This is a genomic window from Citrobacter sp. Ce104 (assembly GCF_030334595.1).
Lineage (GTDB): Bacteria > Pseudomonadota > Gammaproteobacteria > Enterobacterales > Enterobacteriaceae > Citrobacter > Citrobacter europaeus.
Genome location: NZ_JAOWDP010000021.1, coordinates 31,543 through 52,548 on the forward strand (window position 1 = coordinate 31,543; position 21,006 = coordinate 52,548).

The 21,006-nt window shown below is 53.2% G+C and carries 20 protein-coding genes; 14 read left to right on the top strand and 6 right to left on the bottom strand.

All coding sequences use genetic code 11. The features are described 5' to 3' along the window. Positions 1-13: 13 nt before the first annotated feature. From OGW16_RS01505 to rpmE, 3 genes are all read right to left on the bottom strand, one after another. Positions 14-1,438: an MFS transporter gene (locus OGW16_RS01505; RefSeq protein WP_047407403.1), complete on the bottom strand. Its 1,425-nt coding sequence runs from the start codon at positions 1,436-1,438 to the stop codon at positions 14-16. 89 nt (positions 1,439-1,527) lie between these two features. Further along, on the bottom strand, positions 1,528-2,208 hold the full coding sequence (locus OGW16_RS01510; RefSeq protein WP_043018929.1) for an oligogalacturonate-specific porin KdgM family protein: 681 nt from the start codon (positions 2,206-2,208) through the stop codon (positions 1,528-1,530). 339 nt (positions 2,209-2,547) lie between these two features. Further along, positions 2,548-2,760 (bottom strand): 50S ribosomal protein L31, encoded by a 213-nt coding sequence (gene rpmE / locus OGW16_RS01515; protein WP_008787040.1) that lies wholly within the window; start codon positions 2,758-2,760, stop codon positions 2,548-2,550. A gap of 332 nt (positions 2,761-3,092) precedes the next feature. Between rpmE and priA the strand changes: the two genes are divergently transcribed. The 8 genes from priA to OGW16_RS01555 all read left to right on the top strand — a co-directional run bounded on the left by priA (position 3,093) and on the right by OGW16_RS01555 (position 11,980). Beyond that, the gene (gene priA, locus OGW16_RS01520) at positions 3,093-5,291 is read left to right on the top strand and encodes a primosomal protein N' (protein ID WP_043018928.1); all 2,199 of its coding nucleotides are present in this window, start codon (positions 3,093-3,095) and stop codon (positions 5,289-5,291) included. 156 nt (positions 5,292-5,447) lie between these two features. Further along, positions 5,448-6,473 carry a DNA-binding transcriptional regulator CytR gene (cytR, locus tag OGW16_RS01525; protein ID WP_003825179.1) on the top strand — a complete coding sequence of 342 codons (1,026 nt, stop codon included), beginning with the start codon at positions 5,448-5,450 and terminating at the stop codon, positions 6,471-6,473. Between the two features lie 93 nt (positions 6,474-6,566). After that, a complete protein-coding gene (gene ftsN, locus OGW16_RS01530) occupies positions 6,567-7,541 on the top strand; it encodes a cell division protein FtsN (RefSeq protein WP_072033419.1) in 975 nt (324 codons plus the stop codon). 91 nt (positions 7,542-7,632) lie between these two features. Continuing rightward, the gene (gene hslV, locus OGW16_RS01535) at positions 7,633-8,163 is read left to right on the top strand and encodes an ATP-dependent protease subunit HslV (RefSeq protein ID WP_003028805.1); all 531 of its coding nucleotides are present in this window, start codon (positions 7,633-7,635) and stop codon (positions 8,161-8,163) included. A 9-nt stretch (positions 8,164-8,172) separates the two neighbouring features. Beyond that, positions 8,173-9,504 carry an ATP-dependent protease ATPase subunit HslU gene (hslU, locus tag OGW16_RS01540; protein WP_038636017.1) on the top strand — a complete coding sequence of 444 codons (1,332 nt, stop codon included), beginning with the start codon at positions 8,173-8,175 and terminating at the stop codon, positions 9,502-9,504. Positions 9,505-9,571: 67 nt separating this feature from the next. Beyond that, positions 9,572-10,501, top strand: a complete 930-nt coding sequence (gene menA / locus OGW16_RS01545) for a 1,4-dihydroxy-2-naphthoate polyprenyltransferase (protein WP_003825185.1) — start codon at positions 9,572-9,574, stop codon at positions 10,499-10,501. A gap of 92 nt (positions 10,502-10,593) precedes the next feature. Beyond that, on the top strand, positions 10,594-11,079 hold the full coding sequence (gene rraA / locus OGW16_RS01550; RefSeq protein WP_043018926.1) for a ribonuclease E activity regulator RraA: 486 nt from the start codon (positions 10,594-10,596) through the stop codon (positions 11,077-11,079). A 157-nt stretch (positions 11,080-11,236) separates the two neighbouring features. Then, positions 11,237-11,980 (top strand): SDR family NAD(P)-dependent oxidoreductase, encoded by a 744-nt coding sequence (locus OGW16_RS01555; protein ID WP_286517623.1) that lies wholly within the window; start codon positions 11,237-11,239, stop codon positions 11,978-11,980. A gap of 205 nt (positions 11,981-12,185) precedes the next feature. Here OGW16_RS01555 and zapB read toward each other — a convergent pair whose 3' ends face one another. Next, positions 12,186-12,431: a septal ring assembly protein ZapB gene (gene zapB, locus OGW16_RS01560; protein ID WP_019077914.1), complete on the bottom strand. Its 246-nt coding sequence runs from the start codon at positions 12,429-12,431 to the stop codon at positions 12,186-12,188. A gap of 428 nt (positions 12,432-12,859) precedes the next feature. Between zapB and OGW16_RS01565 the strand changes: the two genes are divergently transcribed. The 4 genes from OGW16_RS01565 to fpr all read left to right on the top strand — a co-directional run bounded on the left by OGW16_RS01565 (position 12,860) and on the right by fpr (position 17,226). Then, positions 12,860-13,705 carry an MIP/aquaporin family protein gene (locus OGW16_RS01565; protein ID WP_043018924.1) on the top strand — a complete coding sequence of 282 codons (846 nt, stop codon included), beginning with the start codon at positions 12,860-12,862 and terminating at the stop codon, positions 13,703-13,705. Positions 13,706-13,728: 23 nt separating this feature from the next. Then, entirely contained in the window at positions 13,729-15,237 is a 1,509-nt protein-coding gene (gene glpK / locus OGW16_RS01570; protein WP_043018923.1) for a glycerol kinase GlpK, read from the top strand. 136 nt (positions 15,238-15,373) lie between these two features. Next, positions 15,374-16,384, top strand: a complete 1,011-nt coding sequence (glpX, locus tag OGW16_RS01575; RefSeq protein WP_043018922.1) for a class II fructose-bisphosphatase — start codon at positions 15,374-15,376, stop codon at positions 16,382-16,384. Positions 16,385-16,479: 95 nt separating this feature from the next. Further along, positions 16,480-17,226, top strand: a complete 747-nt coding sequence (gene fpr, locus OGW16_RS01580) for a ferredoxin--NADP(+) reductase (protein WP_087050704.1) — start codon at positions 16,480-16,482, stop codon at positions 17,224-17,226. Positions 17,227-17,298: 72 nt separating this feature from the next. On the opposite strand, the gene OGW16_RS01585 is transcribed toward fpr, so the two are convergent. Then, positions 17,299-17,727: a DUF805 domain-containing protein gene (locus OGW16_RS01585; RefSeq protein WP_043018920.1), complete on the bottom strand. Its 429-nt coding sequence runs from the start codon at positions 17,725-17,727 to the stop codon at positions 17,299-17,301. Positions 17,728-17,827: 100 nt separating this feature from the next. Here OGW16_RS01585 and OGW16_RS01590 point away from each other — a divergent pair, with 100 nt between their 5' ends. Both OGW16_RS01590 and tpiA read left to right on the top strand, forming a co-directional pair. Then, the gene (locus tag OGW16_RS01590) at positions 17,828-18,430 is read left to right on the top strand and encodes a YiiQ family protein (RefSeq protein ID WP_043018919.1); all 603 of its coding nucleotides are present in this window, start codon (positions 17,828-17,830) and stop codon (positions 18,428-18,430) included. A 228-nt stretch (positions 18,431-18,658) separates the two neighbouring features. Beyond that, positions 18,659-19,426 (top strand): triose-phosphate isomerase, encoded by a 768-nt coding sequence (gene tpiA, locus OGW16_RS01595; protein ID WP_043018918.1) that lies wholly within the window; start codon positions 18,659-18,661, stop codon positions 19,424-19,426. Positions 19,427-19,466: 40 nt separating this feature from the next. On the opposite strand, the gene OGW16_RS01600 is transcribed toward tpiA, so the two are convergent. Continuing rightward, positions 19,467-20,939, bottom strand: coding sequence for a DASS family sodium-coupled anion symporter (locus OGW16_RS01600; RefSeq protein ID WP_286517625.1), 1,473 nt, complete (start codon positions 20,937-20,939; stop codon positions 19,467-19,469). Positions 20,940-21,006: the final 67 nt, after the last annotated feature.

Genomic DNA, 21,006 nt, shown 5'->3' on the forward strand with positions numbered 1-21,006 from the left:
GCTTCTCACTATGTTACTTACTGATACCATTGAGCTTATTCAAAGTCTCTTCCATTTTTAGCGTTTCTTTACGGTTCAACGGATAGAAATAAATCAGAATGACCGCCGCCAAAAACAAACATAAAGCCGGTAAGAGATTCGCCATCGTATAGATGTTTTCCTGAACGATGCTGGTTTGCACAGCGCCGCCCGTTGACGAAGATTGATATCCAATGATGGCCAGCATAAAGCCGCCAATAGCCCCTGCGCACGCCTGACCAACTTTACGGGCAAAGAAGTTCACGCCATAGACGGTTCCATCTTCACGATCGCCGGTGACATACTGATGATAATCACAAACATCAGTCATAAACGCCCAAATCATCAGATTGAATAATCCGGCCCCCAGCGTTGCCAGGAACAGGAACACCAAATAGACCTTCGCGTCGGTAATGTGGGTGAAGTACATCAGCAGATACATGGCTACCGCAAAGAGCAACGCGCCGACGCTGGCTTCTTTCTTACCAAAGCGTCTTGTGAGCCAGGATGCCGATGGCGCCAGCAAAACCAGAGAGCCAAAGGTGAAAAGCAAGGCAACGGACATAGCCTCTTTGTTATGAAAATAGTCGTTAAACAGGTAAGTCATGTTGGTACCAGACAACCCCTGATTAATCACGATCAGTAGATCCACAACCACTAAAACAATCAGCGCCTTATTGCGTAACAGCCCCTTTAGCAGCACAGAAACAGGCATGCTCTCTTTTCTTTCCACCCGCACGCGTTCCGTCGTTAACTGACAGGTCAACGTTAAAAAGATAAAGCCCAGCACTGAACAACCAATAGCAATCCAGAAGAAATGCTGCCCGGAAATCACCTGGCTTCCGTCCACCAGGGTGGTGTACATCAGGATTGGAATAAAAAAGCCGGTTGTCCCGCCGCCGATGGCAGACCCAACGCTGCGCCAGGTTGACAGCGATACGCGATCCTCCGGGTTCGAGCTAATAGCTGCAGACATGGCGCCATACGGAATACTCACCGTCGATAACAGCGAACCGTAAATAAAATAGGAACAGCAGATGTAGATAATTTTCGCCGTATAAGAAAAATCATGCACAAACGGCAGGAACAGGACGACCGCAATGATGCAGAACGGATACTTCATCCGCCGCACCCATGGATTAAAACGCCCATGAACCGTCAGTTTAGAGGTATCACATAAGCGCCCTACACCAACGTCGACAAACGCATCAAAGAGTTTGGTCACAAAATAGAGTGAACCAACAATGACGCCGGAAATACCAAGGACGTTGGTGTAATAAATCATTAAAAAACTATTTACCAGTCCAAGAATAAAACAGGTTCCGAGGTCGCCACATAAATAACCGAATTTATCTCTTAACCCGAAAGGTCTGACGGTAATATTTTGATTACTTCCGATCATAGTTCCATCATTAGACATGATGTTAACTCCTTAGACACATTATTCACGCAAGTTATGCGTATATACCGATGCTCAATGTAATAAATCGATAAGAAGCGTATTGATGGTCAGAAGTTATAACCGAGACCAACGCGATAACGGGTCTGACGATCGTCCGTGGTGGTAGTGTTATAGCCCGAGGAAACGTTACCAACCTCAACAAATGGAACCCATGAGCCTATTTTATACGCCACCCGGAAGTTATATTCGTAATCGTCTTTTCGGTTGTTATATAAATCTTCGCTATCGGCAATTTTATAAATGCCATTTAGCTCAAACATCCAGTCATGGATGTTGTAACCGAGCCATGCTTCCGGACGATAGACCATGCGGTCATCTTTGCCGTCGGAGTTTCTGCGCATGTACTCCTGGCGATAGCGGAACGCGGTCCACCAGTTGTCATTGATATTATACTGTACGCGAATATAAGGCTTATATATCGCGATATTATCGCCCGTTTCGATCGCAATGCCCGGCTGCCAGATAAGACCTTGCCAGGTGAACTGGTAGCTTGCCGTATACTCATTGCCATTACTTTCCATATTATTCCACGCATCATTAGATTGCGTATCTTCGGAACGTGAAATGGCTTCCACTGCCACACCAAAACCCGTAGCAAAACGGTGAGACATATAAACACGGTCGTAATTGCGACCATCGTCATAATATTCATGTCGATAATCAACATAACCCGCATGCGCGGCCGCAGAGAATAATGGAATCAGTAATAACGCGGATTTAAATTTCATGACCATCCCTCTTCACACTATATCAAGGAAATTGTCCATCTCGTCCCATCAATAAATGAGGGAACGATGAAGGAATAAGAATAATTTTATATTTCCACGAAAGTGTATTTTAGAAAGAAGGAAGAAACCTTTGGTATTTTGCCAAAAACTGGCATAAGTGGCAAAAATCAGAAGATGAAAAGGATTCAGATCACCAGTTGAAACATTTTATCGTAAAAATAAAAACACTGTTTTATTTATTAAAGAAAAGACATCATTCAATACATCAATACGAATTTCAGTCTGCATGCACAGAAACAAAAAAAGCGCCATAAGGCGCTTTTTTCTGACAGCTGAAACTTACTTGCTGCCTGGGATGCTGAAACGCTTGTTGAAGCGATCAACACGGCCACCGGTAGCAACATCACGCTGCTTGCCAGTATAGAACGGGTGGCACTGACCGCACACGTCCAGGTTCAGATCGTGACCGACGGTAGAGCGGATTTTCATGACGTTACCGCAAGAGCAGTTTGCAGTAATTTCTTCGTATTTCGGGTGAATATCTTTTTTCATGGGAAAACCTCGGTTTAAGGCCGCGTCGCTCTTCCAGCCCTAACGCCAGACACCACGCGATGTTAATTATTCCCCGTCACCTTTCACACTGCTGATGCGTTGCCTGCGTTCACTCACTCTGGTCACATAGTTCACTATGCTCCCAGAGATTCGCTCGCTTGCCGCCTTCCAGCCGCGCGAAACTCTCGGGTAATGGTCAGTATTTGACGCAATCAATTTGCATCAAAGGCGGCGAATCATACAGAAATTAACCTGCTCATGCAAACTGATCCGCATTCTACCCTTCACTAATGTGTATACTAACCCGCCAGATTTCAAGTCAGGATGATTCAATGCCCGTTGCGCACGTTGCCTTACCCGTTCCGCTTCCTCGTACCTTTGACTACCTCCTGCCGGAAGGCATGAGCGCCAAAGCCGGGTGTCGTGTACGCGTGCCCTTTGGCAAGCAACAGGAGCGCGTGGGTATCGTTCTGTCCGTCAGCGAGCACAGCGAACTGCCGCGGAGCGAATTGAAAGCCGTTCTCGAAGTGCTGGACAGCGAACCGGTTTATTCGACCTCCGTCTGGCGTCTGCTGTTGTGGGCGGCTGATTATTACCATCATCCTATTGGCGACGTGCTGTTTCATGCCCTGCCAATTTTACTGCGCCAGGGGCGCCCGGCGACAAACGCGCCCATGTGGTACTGGTTTGCCACTGAAGAAGGTCAGGTTACCGATCTCAACAGCCTGAAGCGCTCTCCCAAGCAGCAGCAGGCGCTGGCTGCGCTACGCCAGGGAAAAATCTGGCGCGACCAGGTGGCTGAACTGGAATTTAATGACGCCGCATTACAGGCGCTGCGGAAAAAAGGGCTGTGCGAGCTGGCGAGCGAAACGCCTGGCTTTAGTGACTGGCGAACAAACTACGCGGTTTCCGGTGAGCGTCTGCGACTGAACACCGAGCAGGCCACCGCCGTCGGGGCGATTCACAGCGCATCGGACAGTTTTAGCGCATGGCTATTAGCGGGCGTGACGGGCTCAGGCAAAACAGAGGTCTATCTAAGCGTCCTGGAAAATGTTCTCGCCCAGGGCAAACAGGCGCTGGTGATGGTGCCGGAGATTGGCCTGACGCCGCAAACTATTGCTCGTTTTCGCGAACGCTTCCATGCGCCGGTCGAAGTCCTGCACTCTGGCTTGAACGACAGCGAACGCCTTTCAGCCTGGCTGAAAGCCAAAAATGGCGAAGCGGCGATAGTTATCGGTACGCGCTCGTCGCTGTTTACGCCGTTTAAAAATCTTGGCGTAATTGTCATCGACGAAGAGCACGACAGCTCTTATAAACAGCAGGAAGGCTGGCGCTATCATGCGCGCGACCTGGCGGTTTACCGTGCCCACAGCGAGCAGATCCCGATTATTCTCGGCTCAGCCACCCCAGCGCTGGAAACGCTGTGTAATGTGCGGCAGAACAAATATCGTATGCTGCGCCTGACGCGACGCGCCGGAAATGCGCGCCCTGCCACTCAGCACGTGCTGGATCTCAAAGGTCAGCAGGTGCAGGCCGGACTCGCCCCTGCGCTTATCACCCGTATGCGTCAGCACCTGCAGGCGGATAACCAGGTGATCCTGTTTTTGAACCGCCGGGGTTTTGCGCCTGCGCTGCTGTGCCACGACTGCGGCTGGATTGCCGAATGTCCGCGTTGCGATCACTACTACACGCTACATCAGGCACAGCACCATTTACGCTGTCACCACTGCGACAGCCAGCGCCCGATACCGCGCCAGTGTCCTTCCTGCGGCTCGACGCATATGGTTCCGGTTGGACTCGGCACCGAACAGCTTGAGCAGGCTCTGGCGCCTTTTTTCCCCGGCGTGCCAATCTCACGCATCGATCGCGACACCACCAGCCGTAAAGGGTCGCTGGAACAGCATCTGGCGGAAGTGCATCGCGGCGGCGCGCGAATTCTGATCGGTACGCAAATGCTGGCCAAAGGCCACCACTTCCCGGACGTCACCCTGGTGGCACTGCTGGACGTCGACGGCGCGCTATTCTCTGCAGATTTCCGGTCAGCAGAACGCTTCGCCCAGCTCTACACCCAGGTTTCCGGGCGAGCAGGACGCGCCGGGAAACAAGGCGAAGTCGTGCTGCAAACGCACCATCCTGAACATCCGCTGCTGCAAACCTTGCTGTATAAAGGTTATGACGCATTTGCCGAGCAGGCGCTGGCCGAGCGACAAACGCTCCAGCTTCCCCCCTGGACCAGCCATGTGATCGTGCGGGCAGAAGATCACAACAACCAGCATGCGCCAATGTTCTTACAACAGTTGCGAAATCTGATTCAGGCCAGTCCGCTGGCCGATGACAAGCTCTGGGTGCTCGGCCCGGTTCCCGCCCTGGCGCCCAAACGCGGCGGTCGCTATCGCTGGCAAATTTTATTGCAGCACCCGTCGCGAATTCGCCTGCAACATATCATCAGCGGCACGCTGGCGCTGATCAATACGTTACCCGATGCACGTAAGGTTAAATGGGTGCTGGATGTCGATCCCATCGAGGGATAATGCCTCATGATGCGAGGCGGATCGTAAAATTAAACATCCATCACACTTTTTATGAAAATTCTGTAACCGCTTCCATTAACTATCTGATAAAAATGTTTCAGATGAAGGTTACCCAGGGACGAGTCTGTGCCAGCAGCCCTCTGGCGAGGAGAAAGAGTGAAACCGAATAAGCAGGTTGCCGCCGCTACGATGAAAGATGTTGCTCTGAAGGCGAAAGTCTCAACGGCAACCGTATCCCGCGCATTAATGAACCCGGACAAAGTCTCACAGTCAACCCGTAACAAAGTTGAGCAGGCCGCGCTGGAAGTGGGATATTTACCCCAATCAATGGGACGCAACGTTAAGCGTAATGAATCACGTACCATTCTGGTGATTGTGCCGGATATCTGCGATCCGTTTTTTAGCGAGGTGATTCGCGGCATAGAAGTGACCGCCGCAGAACAGGGATATCTGGTGCTGATCGGCGATTGCGCGCACCAGAATCAGCAGGAAAAGACCTTCCTCAACCTCATTATCACCAAGCAGATCGATGGCATGGTGCTGCTCAGTTCGCGCCTGCCGTTTGATGCCAGCGTGGAAGAGCAGCGCAACCTGCCGCCGATGGTCATGTCCAATGAGTTCGCGCCAGAACTGGAACTCCCCACCGTGCACATTGATAACCTCACCGCCGCCTTCAACGCGATGAACTATCTGCTGGAACTGGGACATAAACGCATTGGCTGTATCGCCGGCCCAGAGGACATGCCGCTGTGCCATTACCGTCTGCAAGGTTACGTTCAGGCATTGCGCCGCAGCGGAATTACGGTCGATCCACATTTTATCGCGCGCGGCGACTTTACCTATGAAGCGGGAGCCAATGCGCTGAAGCAGCTCCTTGAGCTACCGCAACCACCTACCGCGGTCTTTTGCCACAGCGATGTCATGGCGCTGGGCGCCCTCTCTTACGCCAAACGTCAGGGTCTGAAGGTACCTGACGATTTATCCATCATTGGCTTTGATAACATTTCGCTCACGGAATTTTGTGATCCACCCCTGACAACCGTTGCACAGCCGCGTTTCGATATCGGACGCGAAGCTATGCTGTTACTGCTCGATCAATTACAAGGGCAGAGCGTCAGCAGTGGCTCACGTTTACTCGACTGCGAGCTTATTATTCGGGGTACTACCCGGGCACTGACGTAAAGTAAAGTGCTTTCGGACTCCCCTGTCTGGTCAAAGGCCCGCCGCTTAAGTAACATGGCGGGCTGACGAACGAATAAATACAGCGAAACGATAGTGGCACAACGAGATTATGTACGTCGCGGCCAACCGGCACCTTCGCGGCGCAAGAAGAGCACATCACGGAAAAAACAACGCAATACGCCTGCGGTATCGCCCGCTATGGTTGCTATTGCTGCAGCCGTACTCGTGACCTTTATCGGTGGTCTGTACTTCATTACGCATCACAAGAAAGAAGAGTCCGAAACGCTGCAAAACCAGAAAGTCACCGGTAATGGCATTCCACCAAAACCGGAAGAGCGCTGGCGATACATCAAAGAGCTGGAAAGCCGTCAGCCTGGCGTACGTGCGCCTACCGAACCGTCTGCAGGCGGCGAGGTGCTGAACGCCGACCAGCTAACCAATGAGCAGCGCCAGTTGTTGGCGCAAATGCAGGCTGATATGCGTCAACAGCCAACGCAGCTCAACGAAGTACCGTGGAACGAACAAACGCCTGAACAGCGCCAGCAAACGCTGCAGCGTCAGCGTCAGGTGCAACAGCAGCAGTGGAACAACACCCAGCAGCAGGCTCAACAGCCACGCCAACGGGCAGCAGAACAGCCGTACCAGCAGCCGCAAACGCGTACTGCGCAAGCCGCCCCGGTACAGCAGCCGAAAGCGCAGCCAAAACCGGCAGCCCAACAGCCGTATCAGGATCTGCTGCAAACGCCGGCGCATACCGCCGCTGCTCAGCCGAAAACACAGCCGGCCGCGCCAATAACCAATGAAACGCAGCCGCCAAAACAGACGGCGGAGAAAAAAGATGAACGCCGCTGGATGGTACAGTGCGGCTCATTTAAAGGTGCTGAGCAGGCAGAAACGGTGCGTGCGCAGCTGGCCTTTGAAGGCTTCAACTCACGTATTACCACCAATAACGGCTGGAATCGCGTGGTCATTGGTCCGGTCAAAGGCAAAGAGAATGCCGACAACACCATCAGCCGCCTGAAGGTTGCTGGTCACACAAACTGCATTCGACTCGCCACTGGGGGTTGAAACCCCCAAAATCCCCCCCATCTATACTTGCATTACGCCCCGCACACTGCGCGGGGCCTGTATTTTGCATTTGTAACCAAGGGGTCTGCTCGTGACAACAATAGTAAGCGTACGCCGTAACGGCCATGTGGTAATCGCCGGTGATGGTCAGGCCACACTGGGTAACACCGTAATGAAAGGCAACGTGAAGAAAGTCCGCCGTTTGTATAACGACAAAGTCATCGCGGGCTTTGCGGGCGGTACTGCGGATGCATTCACGCTGTTTGAACTGTTCGAACGCAAGCTGGAAATGCATCAGGGTCACCTGGTGAAAGCTGCCGTTGAACTGGCAAAAGACTGGCGTACTGACCGTATGCTGCGCAAGCTCGAAGCGCTGCTGGCCGTCGCAGATGAAACGGCATCGCTCATCATCACCGGTAACGGCGACGTCATCCAGCCAGAAAACGATCTGATTGCCATCGGCTCCGGCGGCCCTTACGCCCAGGCTGCTGCACGCGCTCTGCTGGAAAACACCGAGCTTGGCGCACGCGAGATTGCTGAGAAAGCGTTGGATATTGCAGGGGATATCTGCATTTATACCAACCACTTCCATACCATCGAAGAATTGAACTCCAAAGCGTAAGGATCCCCCATGTCTGAAATGACCCCACGCGAAATTGTCAGCGAACTGAACAAACACATCATCGGCCAGGATAACGCTAAGCGTTCCGTGGCGATTGCCCTGCGTAACCGCTGGCGCCGTATGCAGCTTAACGAAGAGCTGCGCCATGAAGTGACGCCGAAAAACATTCTGATGATTGGCCCGACCGGCGTTGGTAAAACCGAAATCGCCCGTCGTCTGGCAAAACTGGCCAATGCGCCGTTCATCAAAGTTGAAGCGACAAAATTCACCGAAGTTGGCTATGTTGGTAAGGAAGTTGACTCCATCATCCGCGATCTGACCGATGCAGCCATCAAAATGGTCCGCGTTCAGGCAATCGAGAAAAACCGCTTCCGTGCCGAAGAGATGGCGGAAGAGCGCATTCTCGACGTGCTGATCCCACCAGCTAAAAATAACTGGGGACAGTCTGAGCAGCCGCAGGAGCCTTCTGCAGCGCGTCAGGCGTTCCGTAAAAAACTGCGTGAAGGCCAGTTGGATGACAAAGAGATCGAAATCGATCTCGCGGCCGCACCGATGGGCGTTGAAATTATGGCGCCTCCGGGAATGGAAGAGATGACCAGCCAGCTACAGTCCATGTTCCAGAACCTGGGCGGTCAGAAGCAAAAACCGCGTAAGCTGAAAATCAAAGACGCGATGAAGCTGCTGATTGAAGAAGAAGCAGCCAAACTGGTAAACCCGGAAGAGCTGAAACAGGAAGCTATCGACGCCGTTGAGCAGCACGGGATCGTGTTTATCGATGAAATCGACAAAATCTGTAAGCGCGGCGAATCCTCCGGCCCGGACGTGTCCCGTGAAGGCGTACAGCGCGACCTGCTGCCGCTGGTTGAAGGCTGCACGGTCTCTACCAAGCACGGTATGGTGAAAACAGATCACATTCTGTTTATCGCTTCTGGCGCATTCCAGGTCGCGAAACCGTCTGACCTGATCCCGGAACTGCAGGGTCGTCTGCCGATTCGTGTCGAGCTGCAGGCGCTGACCACCAGCGATTTTGAGCGTATCCTTACCGAACCGAATGCCTCCATCACCGTTCAGTACAAAGCGCTGATGGCGACCGAAGGTGTGGACATCAACTTCACCGAATCGGGCATTAAACGCATTGCCGAAGCGGCCTGGCAGGTCAACGAAACCACCGAAAACATCGGTGCGCGTCGTCTGCATACCGTTCTTGAGCGTCTGATGGAAGATATTTCCTATGATGCGAGCGATTTAAACGGCCAAAGCATCACAATTGATGCCGATTATGTGAGCAAACATCTGGATGCGCTGGTCGCAGATGAAGATCTGAGCCGTTTTATCCTATAATCGCGTTCAATGCATTTTCATCACTGTTGATGGGGCTGATAAAGCCCCATTTTTATTGGCGCTAAATATGACTGAACAACAACAAATTAGCCGCTCACAAGCCTGGCTGGAAAGTTTACGACCTAAGACCTTACCGCTCGCCTTCGCGGCGATCATCGTCGGTACGGCATTAGCATGGTGGCAAGGATACTTCGATCCGCTGGTTGCTCTGCTGGCATTGATTACGGCAGGACTGCTGCAAATTCTGTCCAATCTCGCTAACGACTATGGCGATGCCGTCAAAGGCAGCGACAAGCCCGACCGTATTGGACCACTGCGCGGGATGCAAAAAGGGGTTATCACCCAACAGCAGATGAAGCGCGCGCTGATCGTCACCGTGGTGTTGATCTGTCTGTCCGGTCTGGCCCTGGTTGCTGTGGCCTGTCACACGCTGGCGGATTTTGTCGGCTTCCTGGTGCTTGGAGGCCTGTCGATTATCGCCGCGATCACTTATACCGTGGGCAATCGCCCTTATGGATACATCGGCCTGGGCGATATTTCCGTGCTGGTATTCTTCGGCTGGCTCAGCGTGATGGGGAGCTGGTATCTGCAGGCGCATACGTTGATTCCGGCGCTGATTCTGCCTGCCACCGCCTGCGGCCTGCTGGCAACTGCCGTGCTCAACGTCAACAACCTGCGCGATATCAACAGCGACAGGGAGAACGGCAAGAATACGTTGGTCGTGCGTTTAGGCGCCGTCAATGCCCGCCGCTACCATGCCTGCCTGCTGATGGGGACACTGGTCTGCCTGGCGCTGTTTAACCTGTTTTCGCTGCAAAGTCTGTGGGGATGGCTGTTTATTCTCGCCGCTCCGCTGCTAATCAAACAGGCACGTTACGTGATGCGCGAGATGGATCCTGCGGCAATGCGCCCAATGCTGGAACGCACCGTAAAAGCAGCGCTATTAACTAACTTACTGTTTGTTGTCGGGATTTTCTTAAGTCAGTGGTCTCTTTAACTGACAAATATCAATTAACAATTGATGATTTTGCCAACAGTACACATAGCGCGATATACTAAAAATTCTCGCAGCAACTGAACGTTAAGCCTATGAAATACGATACATCCGAGCTTTGTGACATCTATCAGGAAGATGTCAACGTCGTGGAACCGCTGTTCTCTAACTTTGGAGGACGGGCGTCGTTTGGCGGACAAATCATCACGGTAAAATGTTTCGAGGACAACGGGTTGCTGTACGATCTGCTCGAACAAAACGGCCGTGGTCGTGTTCTGCTGGTCGATGGCGGCGGTTCTGTCCGTCGTGCACTGGTCGATGCCGAACTGGCAAGACTGGCCGTACAGAATGAATGGGAAGGTCTGGTCATCTACGGCTCAGTCCGCCAGGTAGACGATCTGGGAGAACTGGATATCGGCATTCAGGCGATTGCCGCCATTCCGGTAGGTGCTGCAGGTGAAGGGATTGGGGAAAGCGATGTGCGCGTCAACTTTGGCGGCGTGACGTTCTTCTCCGGCGATCACCTGTACGCCGACAACACCGGGATAATCCTCTCCGAAGACCCGCTCGATATCGAGTAAAGAAAATACCGCAAGTCGGTGTGATGCCAGTCGGTAAACAACTGACTGGCTTTTTTTTGCCGCTCCCCCTTTCGATTCCCCCATCCTGCGCATTGACGAAGAAAAAACTCTCTCTATACCTAATGATGAATCTCATCACTCTCATCACGAGGTCATCATGCATATCGATCTGACAGGTAAAAAAGCGCTGGTCACAGGGGCCAGTCGAGGGTTAGGGCGCGCCATCGCACTGTCGCTGGCGAAAGCCGGTGCTGATGTTGTTATAACCTATGGAAAATCTGCGGAGAAAGCCCAGGCCGTTGCCGATGAAATTACAGCGCTTGGCCGCCATGGTGAGGCCATTCAGGCAAACAGTGCTGACGCTCAGGCAATTCAGAACGCCGTAAACCGCACGGTACAGTCACTTGGAGGACTGGATATTCTGATCAACAACGCTGGGATCGCACGCGGCGGCCCGCTGGAGTCGATGTCACTGGAAGACATCGACGCATTGATTAACGTGAATATCCGTGGCGTGGTGGTTGCCATACAGGCCGCGTTGCCACATCTCCCTGAAGGTGGGCGAATTATCAATATTGGCAGTTGCCTTGCCAACCGCGTCGCCCAACCGGGGATTGCTGTTTACGCGATGACTAAATCAGCGCTCAACTCGCTAACCCGTGGCCTGGCTCGCGATCTCGGCCCACGGGGTATTACCGTTAATCTTGTCCATCCTGGCCCAACTGACAGTGATATGAACCCAGCAGATGGCGAGCAGGCAGAATCCCAACGGCAGCTTATTGCTACAGGGCATTATGGAACACCGGAGGATGTTGCAGCGGCGGTGACGTTTCTGGCAAGCCCAGCGGCTGGGCAGATTTCCGGCACCGGTCTGGACGTAGATGGGGGTTTGAATGCCTGAAACGAACGTTGTATTGCGGTAAGCTATTGTATTGCCGGATGACAGCTTGCGCCTTATCCGGCCTACAAACTCGTACTCTAAATCCTCTAAAGATTTCGCGTCAGGGCAAGGCGGCAAGTAAGTGAATCCCCAGGAGCATAGGCCACTATGTGACTGGGGTGAATGCACGCAGCCAACGCCGCCATAACGTGAAATATGACGAGGATTAGACTTCTTCCATACGACCCAGCAGGGCATGCAGACGATCCTGCCAGCCGTTCTGCTGTTCTTTCAGGTTGTTGTTCTCACGCTCCAGCTCTTCACGCTGCTGCTGTGCAGACTGAACTTCCTGCGACAGTGAGTTGTTTTTTTCTTTCAGCTCTTCGATTTCCATCTGCAACAGCGTGATGGTATCAATCGCCTGCTGTACTTTTGCTTCCAGTTTCTCAAACACTTCTAATGACATCGTCATACCTCTCCTGAATTGCAAGGCGTTGATGGATAAAAATCCTCGTCCCGATAACCGGCGACGCCTTAATAAAAACGAGCGCACTCTACTTAACACCGATTGTATGAAGCCGCGTCATCCCTGTCCAGCGGCATCCCGCGCAGATTGCGGTTTGCAACACTTTTAGTCTTTCTCCTGGTGACATTACTGTCATAACTCTTAAGTGTTAACAGGTTGTTCAGTGAAATGATTCAGCTCACACTATTTTTGTATAACAAATACCGCGCAATGGCGCGAAAACGCTCATTTTGTTGATGGAGTACACACATTTTAATTTCGATATTTCTCGTTTTTGCGCGTTAACGATAAATTAACAGTGTGCCTACCGGCTCCGGGGATGTCAGTGACCTTCTCGCAAACAATAAACATTAAACTCTCTTCAGGATCCGATTATGAGTCAAACCTCAACCTTAAAAGGCCAGTGCATTGCTGAATTCCTCGGTACCGGGTTGTTGATTTTCTTCGGTGTGGGCTGTGTCGCTGCACTCAAAGTAGCTGGGGCTACTTTTGGTCAGTGGGAAATCAGTGTCATCTGGGGTCTGGGGGTAGCAATGGCTATCTATCTGACCGCAGGCGTTTCTGGTGCACATCTGAATCCAGCGGTAACCATCGCACTCTGGCTGTTCGCCTGTTTTGATAAACGCAAAGTTGTCCCTTTTATTATTTCGCAAATTGCCGGCGCCTTTTGCGCAGCGGCATTGGTTTACGGGCTTTATTACAATCTTTTCCTCGATTTCGAACAAACTAACCATATCGTGCGCGGCAGTACCGAGAGCCTGGGTCTGGCAGGTACTTTCTCCACCTACCCGAATCCGCATATCAATTTTGTGCAGGCCTTCGCGGTTGAAATGGTCATTACCGCTATTCTAATGGGGCTGATTCTGGCTCTGACCGACGATGGTAACGGTGTGCCTCGTGGTCCGCTGGCACCGCTGCTGATCGGTTTGTTGATTGCCGTTATTGGTGCTTCCATGGGGCCGCTGACAGGTTTTGCCATGAACCCGGCACGTGACTTCGGACCGAAACTCTTCGCCTGGATGGCCGGATGGGGTGAGATTGCCTTCACGGGTGGTCGCGATATCCCTTACTTCCTGGTCCCGGTGTTTGGCCCGATTACCGGCGCGATTTTAGGCGCATGGGCATATCGCAAACTGATTGGTCGTCATTTACCGTGCGATGTCTGCGCGATTGAAGAAAAAGACGTTGCGACCAACACTCAACAAAAAGCTTCGCAGTAATGTGACTACGGGACAAAAAAATTATGACTGAAAAAAAATATATCGTTGCGCTCGACCAGGGCACCACCAGCTCCCGCGCGGTCGTAATGGACCACGATGCGAATATCGTTGCCGTTTCACAGCGCGAATTCGAGCAAATCTACCCGAAAGCAGGTTGGGTAGAACACGACCCAATGGAAATTTGGGCGACCCAAAGCTCAACGCTGGTAGAAGTTCTGGCGAAAGCCGATATCAGTTCCGATGAGATTGCAGCGATCGGTATTACCAACCAGCGTGAAACCACCATCGTCTGGGAGCGTGAAACCGGTAAACCAATCTATAACGCTATTGTGTGGCAGTGTCGTCGTACCGCGGATATCTGCGAAAAGCTCAAGCGCGACGGTATGGAAGAGTACATCCGCAATAACACCGGTCTGGTCATTGACCCGTACTTCTCCGGCACCAAAGTGAAATGGATCCTCGACCACGTAGAAGGCTCGCGTGAGCGCGCTCGTCGCGGTGAACTGCTGTTCGGTACCGTAGACACCTGGCTTATCTGGAAAATGACGCAGGGACGCGTACACGTAACGGATTACACCAACGCCTCGCGTACCATGCTGTTCAACATCCACTCTCTGGACTGGGATGACACGATGCTGGATGCGCTGGATATTCCGCGAGCCATGCTGCCAGAAGTACGTCGTTCTTCTGAAGTGTACGGTCAGACCAACATCGGTGGTAAGGGCGGCACGCGTATTCCTATCTCCGGTATTGCCGGTGACCAGCAGGCGGCACTGTTTGGCCAGCTGTGCGTGAAGGAAGGGATGGCGAAAAACACTTACGGTACCGGCTGCTTCATGCTGATGAACACCGGCGAGAAAGCCGTTAAGTCCGAAAACGGACTGCTGACCACCATCGCCTGCGGACCGACCGGGGAAGTGAACTACGCGCTGGAAGGTGCGGTATTTATGGCTGGCGCCTCCATCCAGTGGCTGCGTGATGAAATGAAACTCATCAGCGATGCATTCGACTCCGAATATTTCGCTACCAAAGTGAAAGATACCAACGGCGTGTACGTCGTTCCGGCATTCACCGGCCTTGGCGCACCGTACTGGGACCCGTATGCGCGTGGCGCCATCTTCGGTCTGACCCGTGGCGTAAACTCCAACCACATCATTCGCGCAACGCTTGAGTCTATCGCTTACCAGACCCGTGACGTACTGGAAGCGATGCAGGCTGACTCCGGTATTCGTCTGCACGCCCTGCGCGTCGATGGCGGTGCGGTAGCCAACAACTTCCTGATGCAGTTCCAGTCCGATATTCTCGGCACACGCGTTGAGCGCCCGGAAGTCCGCGAAGTCACCGCATTGGGTGCGGCATACCTCGCCGGTCTGGCTGTTGGCTTCTGGCAAAATCTGGATGAGCTGCAGGAGAAAGCGGTTATCGAGCGTGAATTCCGCCCTGGCATTGAAACCACCGAACGTAATTTCCGCTACAGCGGCTGGAAAAAAGCGGTCAAACGCGCCATGGCGTGGGAAGATCACGACGAGTAATACGTCATTGCCGGATGGCGACTGTGCCTTATCCGGCAATATCTTCGTGCGGGGGGCAACCCCGCACACACATCAATAATCGCCCACCCTCCCCTGTGCTACACTTCGCGCCATTCCTTTCTGCTACGAGTTTGCAATGAGACGAGAACTTGCCATTGAATTTTCACGCGTGACCGAAGCGGCCGCGCTGGCTGGCTATAAATGGCTGGGCCGCGGCGATAAAAATACCGCTGACGGCGCGGCGGTAAACGCCATGCGTATTATGCTCAATCAGGTCAACATTGACGGCACCATCGTGATTGGCGAAGGTGAGATTGATGAAGCGCCGATGCTGTTCATCGGCGAGAAAGTCGGAACCGGTCACGGTGATGCAGTCGACATCGCCGTCGATCCTATCGAGGGCACGCGCATGACGGCCATGGGCCAGGCGAATGCGCTGGCGGTGCTGGCGGTGGGCGATAAAGGCTGTTTCCTGAACGCGCCGGACATGTACATGGAAAAGCTGATTGTCGGCCCTGGCGCAAAAGGGTCCATCGATCTGAACCTGTCGCTGGAAACCAATCTGCGAAACATTGCAGCCGCGATGAACAAACCGCTGAGTGATCTGACCGTCACCATTCTGGCAAAACCACGTCATGACGAAGTTATTGCAGAGATGACGAAACTGGGCGTGCGCGTCTTCGCTATTCCTGACGGCGACGTTGCGGCCTCGATTCTGACCTGCATGCCAGACAGTGAAGTTGATGTGCTGTACGGCATTGGCGGCGCACCGGAAGGCGTGGTTTCCGCAGCCGTGATCCGCGCGCTGGACGGCGACATGCAGGGCCGTCTGCTGGCGCGTCACGACGTCAAAGGCGACAGCGAAGAGAACCGTCGTATTGGCGAGCAGGAACTGGCCCGCTGTACCGCTATGGGCATCGAAGCAGGCAAAGCGCTGCGTCTGGATGAAATGGCACGCAGCGACAATGTCATTTTCTCCGCCACCGGCATCACCAAAGGCGATCTGCTGGAAGGGATTAGCCGTAAAGGCAATATCGCGACCACCGAAACGCTGCTGATCCGCGGCAAATCGCGCACGATCCGCCGCATTCAGTCGATTCACTACCTCGATCGCAAAGATCCCGATGTGCAGGCGCACATCCTGTAATTGATTTGATCAATAGAGCCTTCCAGCCCATCCGGGCTGGAAATCTTTCCTCCAACGAACGAAGATAAGGCAATCAAAGCAGACAGGAGAAAACCATGGCAGATTGGGTAACAGGCAAAGTCACAAAGGTGCAGAACTGGACCGATGCCCTGTTTAGTTTGACCGTGCGAGCTCCGGTTCTTCCTTTCACTGCTGGTCAGTTCACCAAGCTTGGCCTTGAGATCGACGGCGAGCGCGTCCAGCGCGCCTATTCCTACGTCAATGCGCCTGACAACCCCGACTTAGAATTTTATCTGGTGACGGTTCCCGACGGTAAACTCAGCCCCCGCCTGGCGGCGCTAAAACCTGGCGATGAAGTCCAGGTGGTGAGTGAAGCCGCTGGCTTCTTCGTGCTGGATGAGGTCCCTGATTGCGAAACGCTATGGATGCTGGCAACCGGCACGGCTATCGGCCCGTATTTGTCGATTCTGCAGTTAGGCAGAGACCTGGATCGCTTTAAAAATCTGGTGCTGGTCCACGCCGCGCGCTATGCCGCCGATTTGAGCTACCTGCCGTTGATGCAGGCGCTGGAAAAGCGCTATGAAGGTAAATTACGCATCCAGACGGTTGTCAGCCGGGAGACAGCTGCAGATTCGCTGACCGGGCGCGTACCGGCGCTGATTGAAAACGGTGAACTGGAAAAAGCGGTAGGGCTGCCAATGGATAAAGAAACCAGCCATGTGATGCTGTGCGGAAATCCACAAATGGTACGCGATACGCAGCAACTGCTGAAAGAAACCCGGCAGATGACCAAACATCTGCGCCGTCGACCGGGCCATATGACTGCTGAGCACTACTGGTAAGAACGTTTTACTTGCCCGGTAAGCGCCCCCGGGCATTTTGCCGAATGGCGACGCTAACGCGCCTTATCCGGCCTACGAGTCAGCTCTGTACTTCACGTCCTGCGTATCTTTACCATATTTATTTTCGTCCTGGGTGCCAACGAACGCGCCCAGATCGATGAGCATGCCGACCAGAATCAGCGTCGGAACAAAGCGGCCAACTGCCCATTGCCAGACGCCGGGCAACATCGCCCAATTTCCGGCAAGCAGCATCCAGGCCAGAATCATCAACAGCGCCCACGCCCCGGAACGTCCCCGATCGTGCAGGCGTTTTACCGTCACTGCCGCCGTCGGCCACAGCAGACACACCAGACAAAATGCCGCGGTCTGAATATCGAGTAATTGCTTGCTCGCCAGCGAGAACAGAACCAACATACCGACAATCCACAGACCTATCCAAATCCAGAAATCACGGCGCCCGAGGCGCCCTTTAAATGAGAATAACCACTGCTGTATGGTCATGTAAGTTCCTTTATTATTACCTTCCAGAACAGTTTACCCTTTTGACAAGCTCGACGGTTACCGTTTTAATCGTGAGCAGTGAGAATGAAAGGTACGATTGATGAAGCAAGGATTTACACTGTTTTTATTATTGTTTTCAGCCTTAACCGCAAGCACTGCGGCACTGGCGGAAGCGCCATCGACGGCAACCACGGCCCCCTATTTACTGGCGGGTGCGCCGACTTTTGACCTGTCGATTAGCCAGTTTCGCGAAAACTTTAATACGCAGAATCCGAAGCTTATCCTGAATGAGTTCCGCGCCATCGACAGCAGTCGCGATCGGGCAAATCTCACCCGCGCGGCCAGCAAAATCAATGAAAACCTGTATGCGTCCTCCGCCCTTGAGCGCGGCACCTTAAAAATCAAAAGTATGCAAATAACCTGGTTGCCGATTCAGGGACCAGACCAAAAGGCGGCCAAAGCGAAAGCGCTGGAATATATGAGCGCCGTCATCCGCACCGTCGCGCCGCTGCTGACGAAAGAACAGAGCCAGAAAAAGCTGCAAAAACTGCTCGCAGCGGGCAAAGGTAAGCACTATTACGCCGAAACTGAAGGCGCAATTCGCTATGTTGTTGCAGATAACGGGGAAAAGGGGCTGACCTTCGCTGTTGAACCGATTAAGCTGGCACTATCAGAAAGTCTTGAGAAGGCGAATTCCCCCTAAATTATTCACGTTTCAGGAAGGCGGCGACGCAACGAATCCCCTGGAGCTTACATCAGTAAGTGACAGGGGTGAGAGAGTACAGCCAACGCACCTGCAACGTGCAGAATGACGGGGAAATGATAAAAAGCAAAGCCTTTCAGGGGATGAATCTCTATACTGTTTCACAGACCATGCTGCCCTGACGGGCGGCCATATTCCTTAATTCGCTGACAAGCGTGGAGAAATGAAATGCGACATCCTTTAGTGATGGGTAACTGGAAACTGAACGGCAGCCGCCACATGGTAAACGAACTGGTTGCTAATCTGCGTAAAGAACTGGCTGGCGTTGCTGGCTGTGCAGTAGCGATTGCTCCGCCGGAAATGTATATCGACCTGGCGAAACACGCCGCTGCCGGTAGCCACATCATTCTGGGCGCGCAGAACGTTGACCTGAACCTGTCTGGCGCATTCACCGGTGAAACAAGCGCGGAAATGCTGAAAGATATCGGCGCGCAGTACATCATCATCGGTCACTCTGAACGTCGTACTTACCACAAAGAGTCTGACGAGCTGATCGCTAAAAAATTCGCCATTCTGAAAGAACAGGGTCTGACTCCGGTTCTGTGCATCGGTGAAACCGAAGCAGAAAACGAAGCGGGCAAAACTGAAGAAGTCTGCGCACGTCAGATCGACGCCGTTCTGAAAACTCAGGGCGCGGCAGCATTCGAAGGCGTCGTCATCGCTTACGAACCAGTATGGGCTATCGGTACCGGTAAATCTGCAACTCCTGCTCAGGCTCAGGCTGTTCACAAATTCATTCGTGATCACATTGCTAAAGCTGACGCGAAAATCGCTGAACAAGTTATCATCCAGTACGGCGGTTCCGTGAACGCAGCTAACGCTGCTGAGCTGTTCGCTCAGCCGGACATCGACGGCGCGCTGGTTGGCGGTGCTTCTCTGAAAGCAGATGCCTTCGCGGTCATCGTTAAAGCAGCAGAAGCCGCTAAACAGGCTTAAGTTGTATGACGGGAGGAGCACTCCTCCCGTCGCATCAGGTCTACCAGTATCCCAGCCAGTGCCACCAAAAGGCGCCGGTTACCCCCCAAATGGTCAGGTTGACCACGCTCATTACCAGCCCCGTTTTCCACCACTCCGCCAGCGTGACATAGCCTGAACCAAAGATGATAGGCGCAGTACCCGTGCCATAGTGCGTGAGCGACATCATCAGCGAGGAGGAGAAGCCGAGCATCAACCCAAGTAGCGCCGGCGGCGCCCCCAGGCCTAATCCTGCGGCGAAGAACGCAGCGAACATCGCCGTAATATGTGCAGTTGTACTGGCGAAAAAGTAGTGCGAGTAGACGTAAAGCAGGATCAGCAGTAGCGTCGCAATACTCCAGTGCACACCCAGATGGTCGATTGCGCTACCCACGCTGGTTGCCAGCCACCCCACCAACCCCAACTTGCTGAGAAAATCCGCCATCATCACCAGCGCGGCGAACCAGACTATGGTATCCCATGCTCCACGGCACTTAAGAATGTCATCCCAGCTTAATACGCCCGTCATCAACAGAATCGACAAACCAATTAACGCGGCGCTGGTAGGATTTACACTCCAGCTACTGCCCATCAACATTGCGGGAACGCCCGCCCACAGGCAAAGCAGCAAAATGAAGACGGCCAGGGTAATTTTCTCTGCCAGTGAAAGCGGACCTAGCGCCTCCAGTTTTTGTCGTGCGAACTGAGGCGCATTTGGCGTGCGTGTGATGGCTGGCGGGTAGAGCCGCCAGATAACAATCGGCATGACGACCAGTGAGACCACCGCGGGAAGCAGCGCGGCGATAGCCCACATTCCCCAGGTCATATTCAGCACCCCATCCGTTCCCTTCGTTAAAAAGCTAACGATTAAGGGGTTAGGCGCGGTCGCGGTGATGAACATTGCCGAGCTGATGGGGTTAATGTTGTAATTCACCAGCGCCAAATAGCGGCCCGTTGAGCCATTTTCGTTGTTGCCCGGTTGCGATCCGAGGCTTTCCGCAATCGCCCGCATTACCGGATGGATAATGCCGCCGCCACGCGCGGTATTGCTTGGCGTTACGGGTGCAATCAGCGTTTCCGCAAGGGTTAATGCCCACGCAATACCCAGCGTTCTTTTACCAAACAGCGCAATAAACCCGTAGCCAATACGCGCGCCCAACCCAGTCTTTAACAGGCTTTGCGACAGCATGATAGATAAACCAATCAGCCAAATCAGTTGATTAGAGAAGCCACTCAAGGCATCGTTCAGCGCGGCAGAGGGTTTACCGGGGTTAGTGACGCCGGTCATCGCCACCAGCATAATCGCCACAACCGCAATGGCGCCAATGGGCATAGCTTTACCGATAATCGCTGCGATCGTACCAATGAACAACGCCAGCAGATGCCACGCTTGCGGAGTGACATCAGGCGGACACGGGATAACAAACCAGATGGTCAGCGTGATCGCGAGCGAAATGATGGCAGGCCAACAGCGGATAGGGGTCAAACTGTCCATGAATCAATCCTTGAGTTTCCAGTGCACAAATCTGCGCCCCGGTATTAACCGCCATCAGCCCAAATAA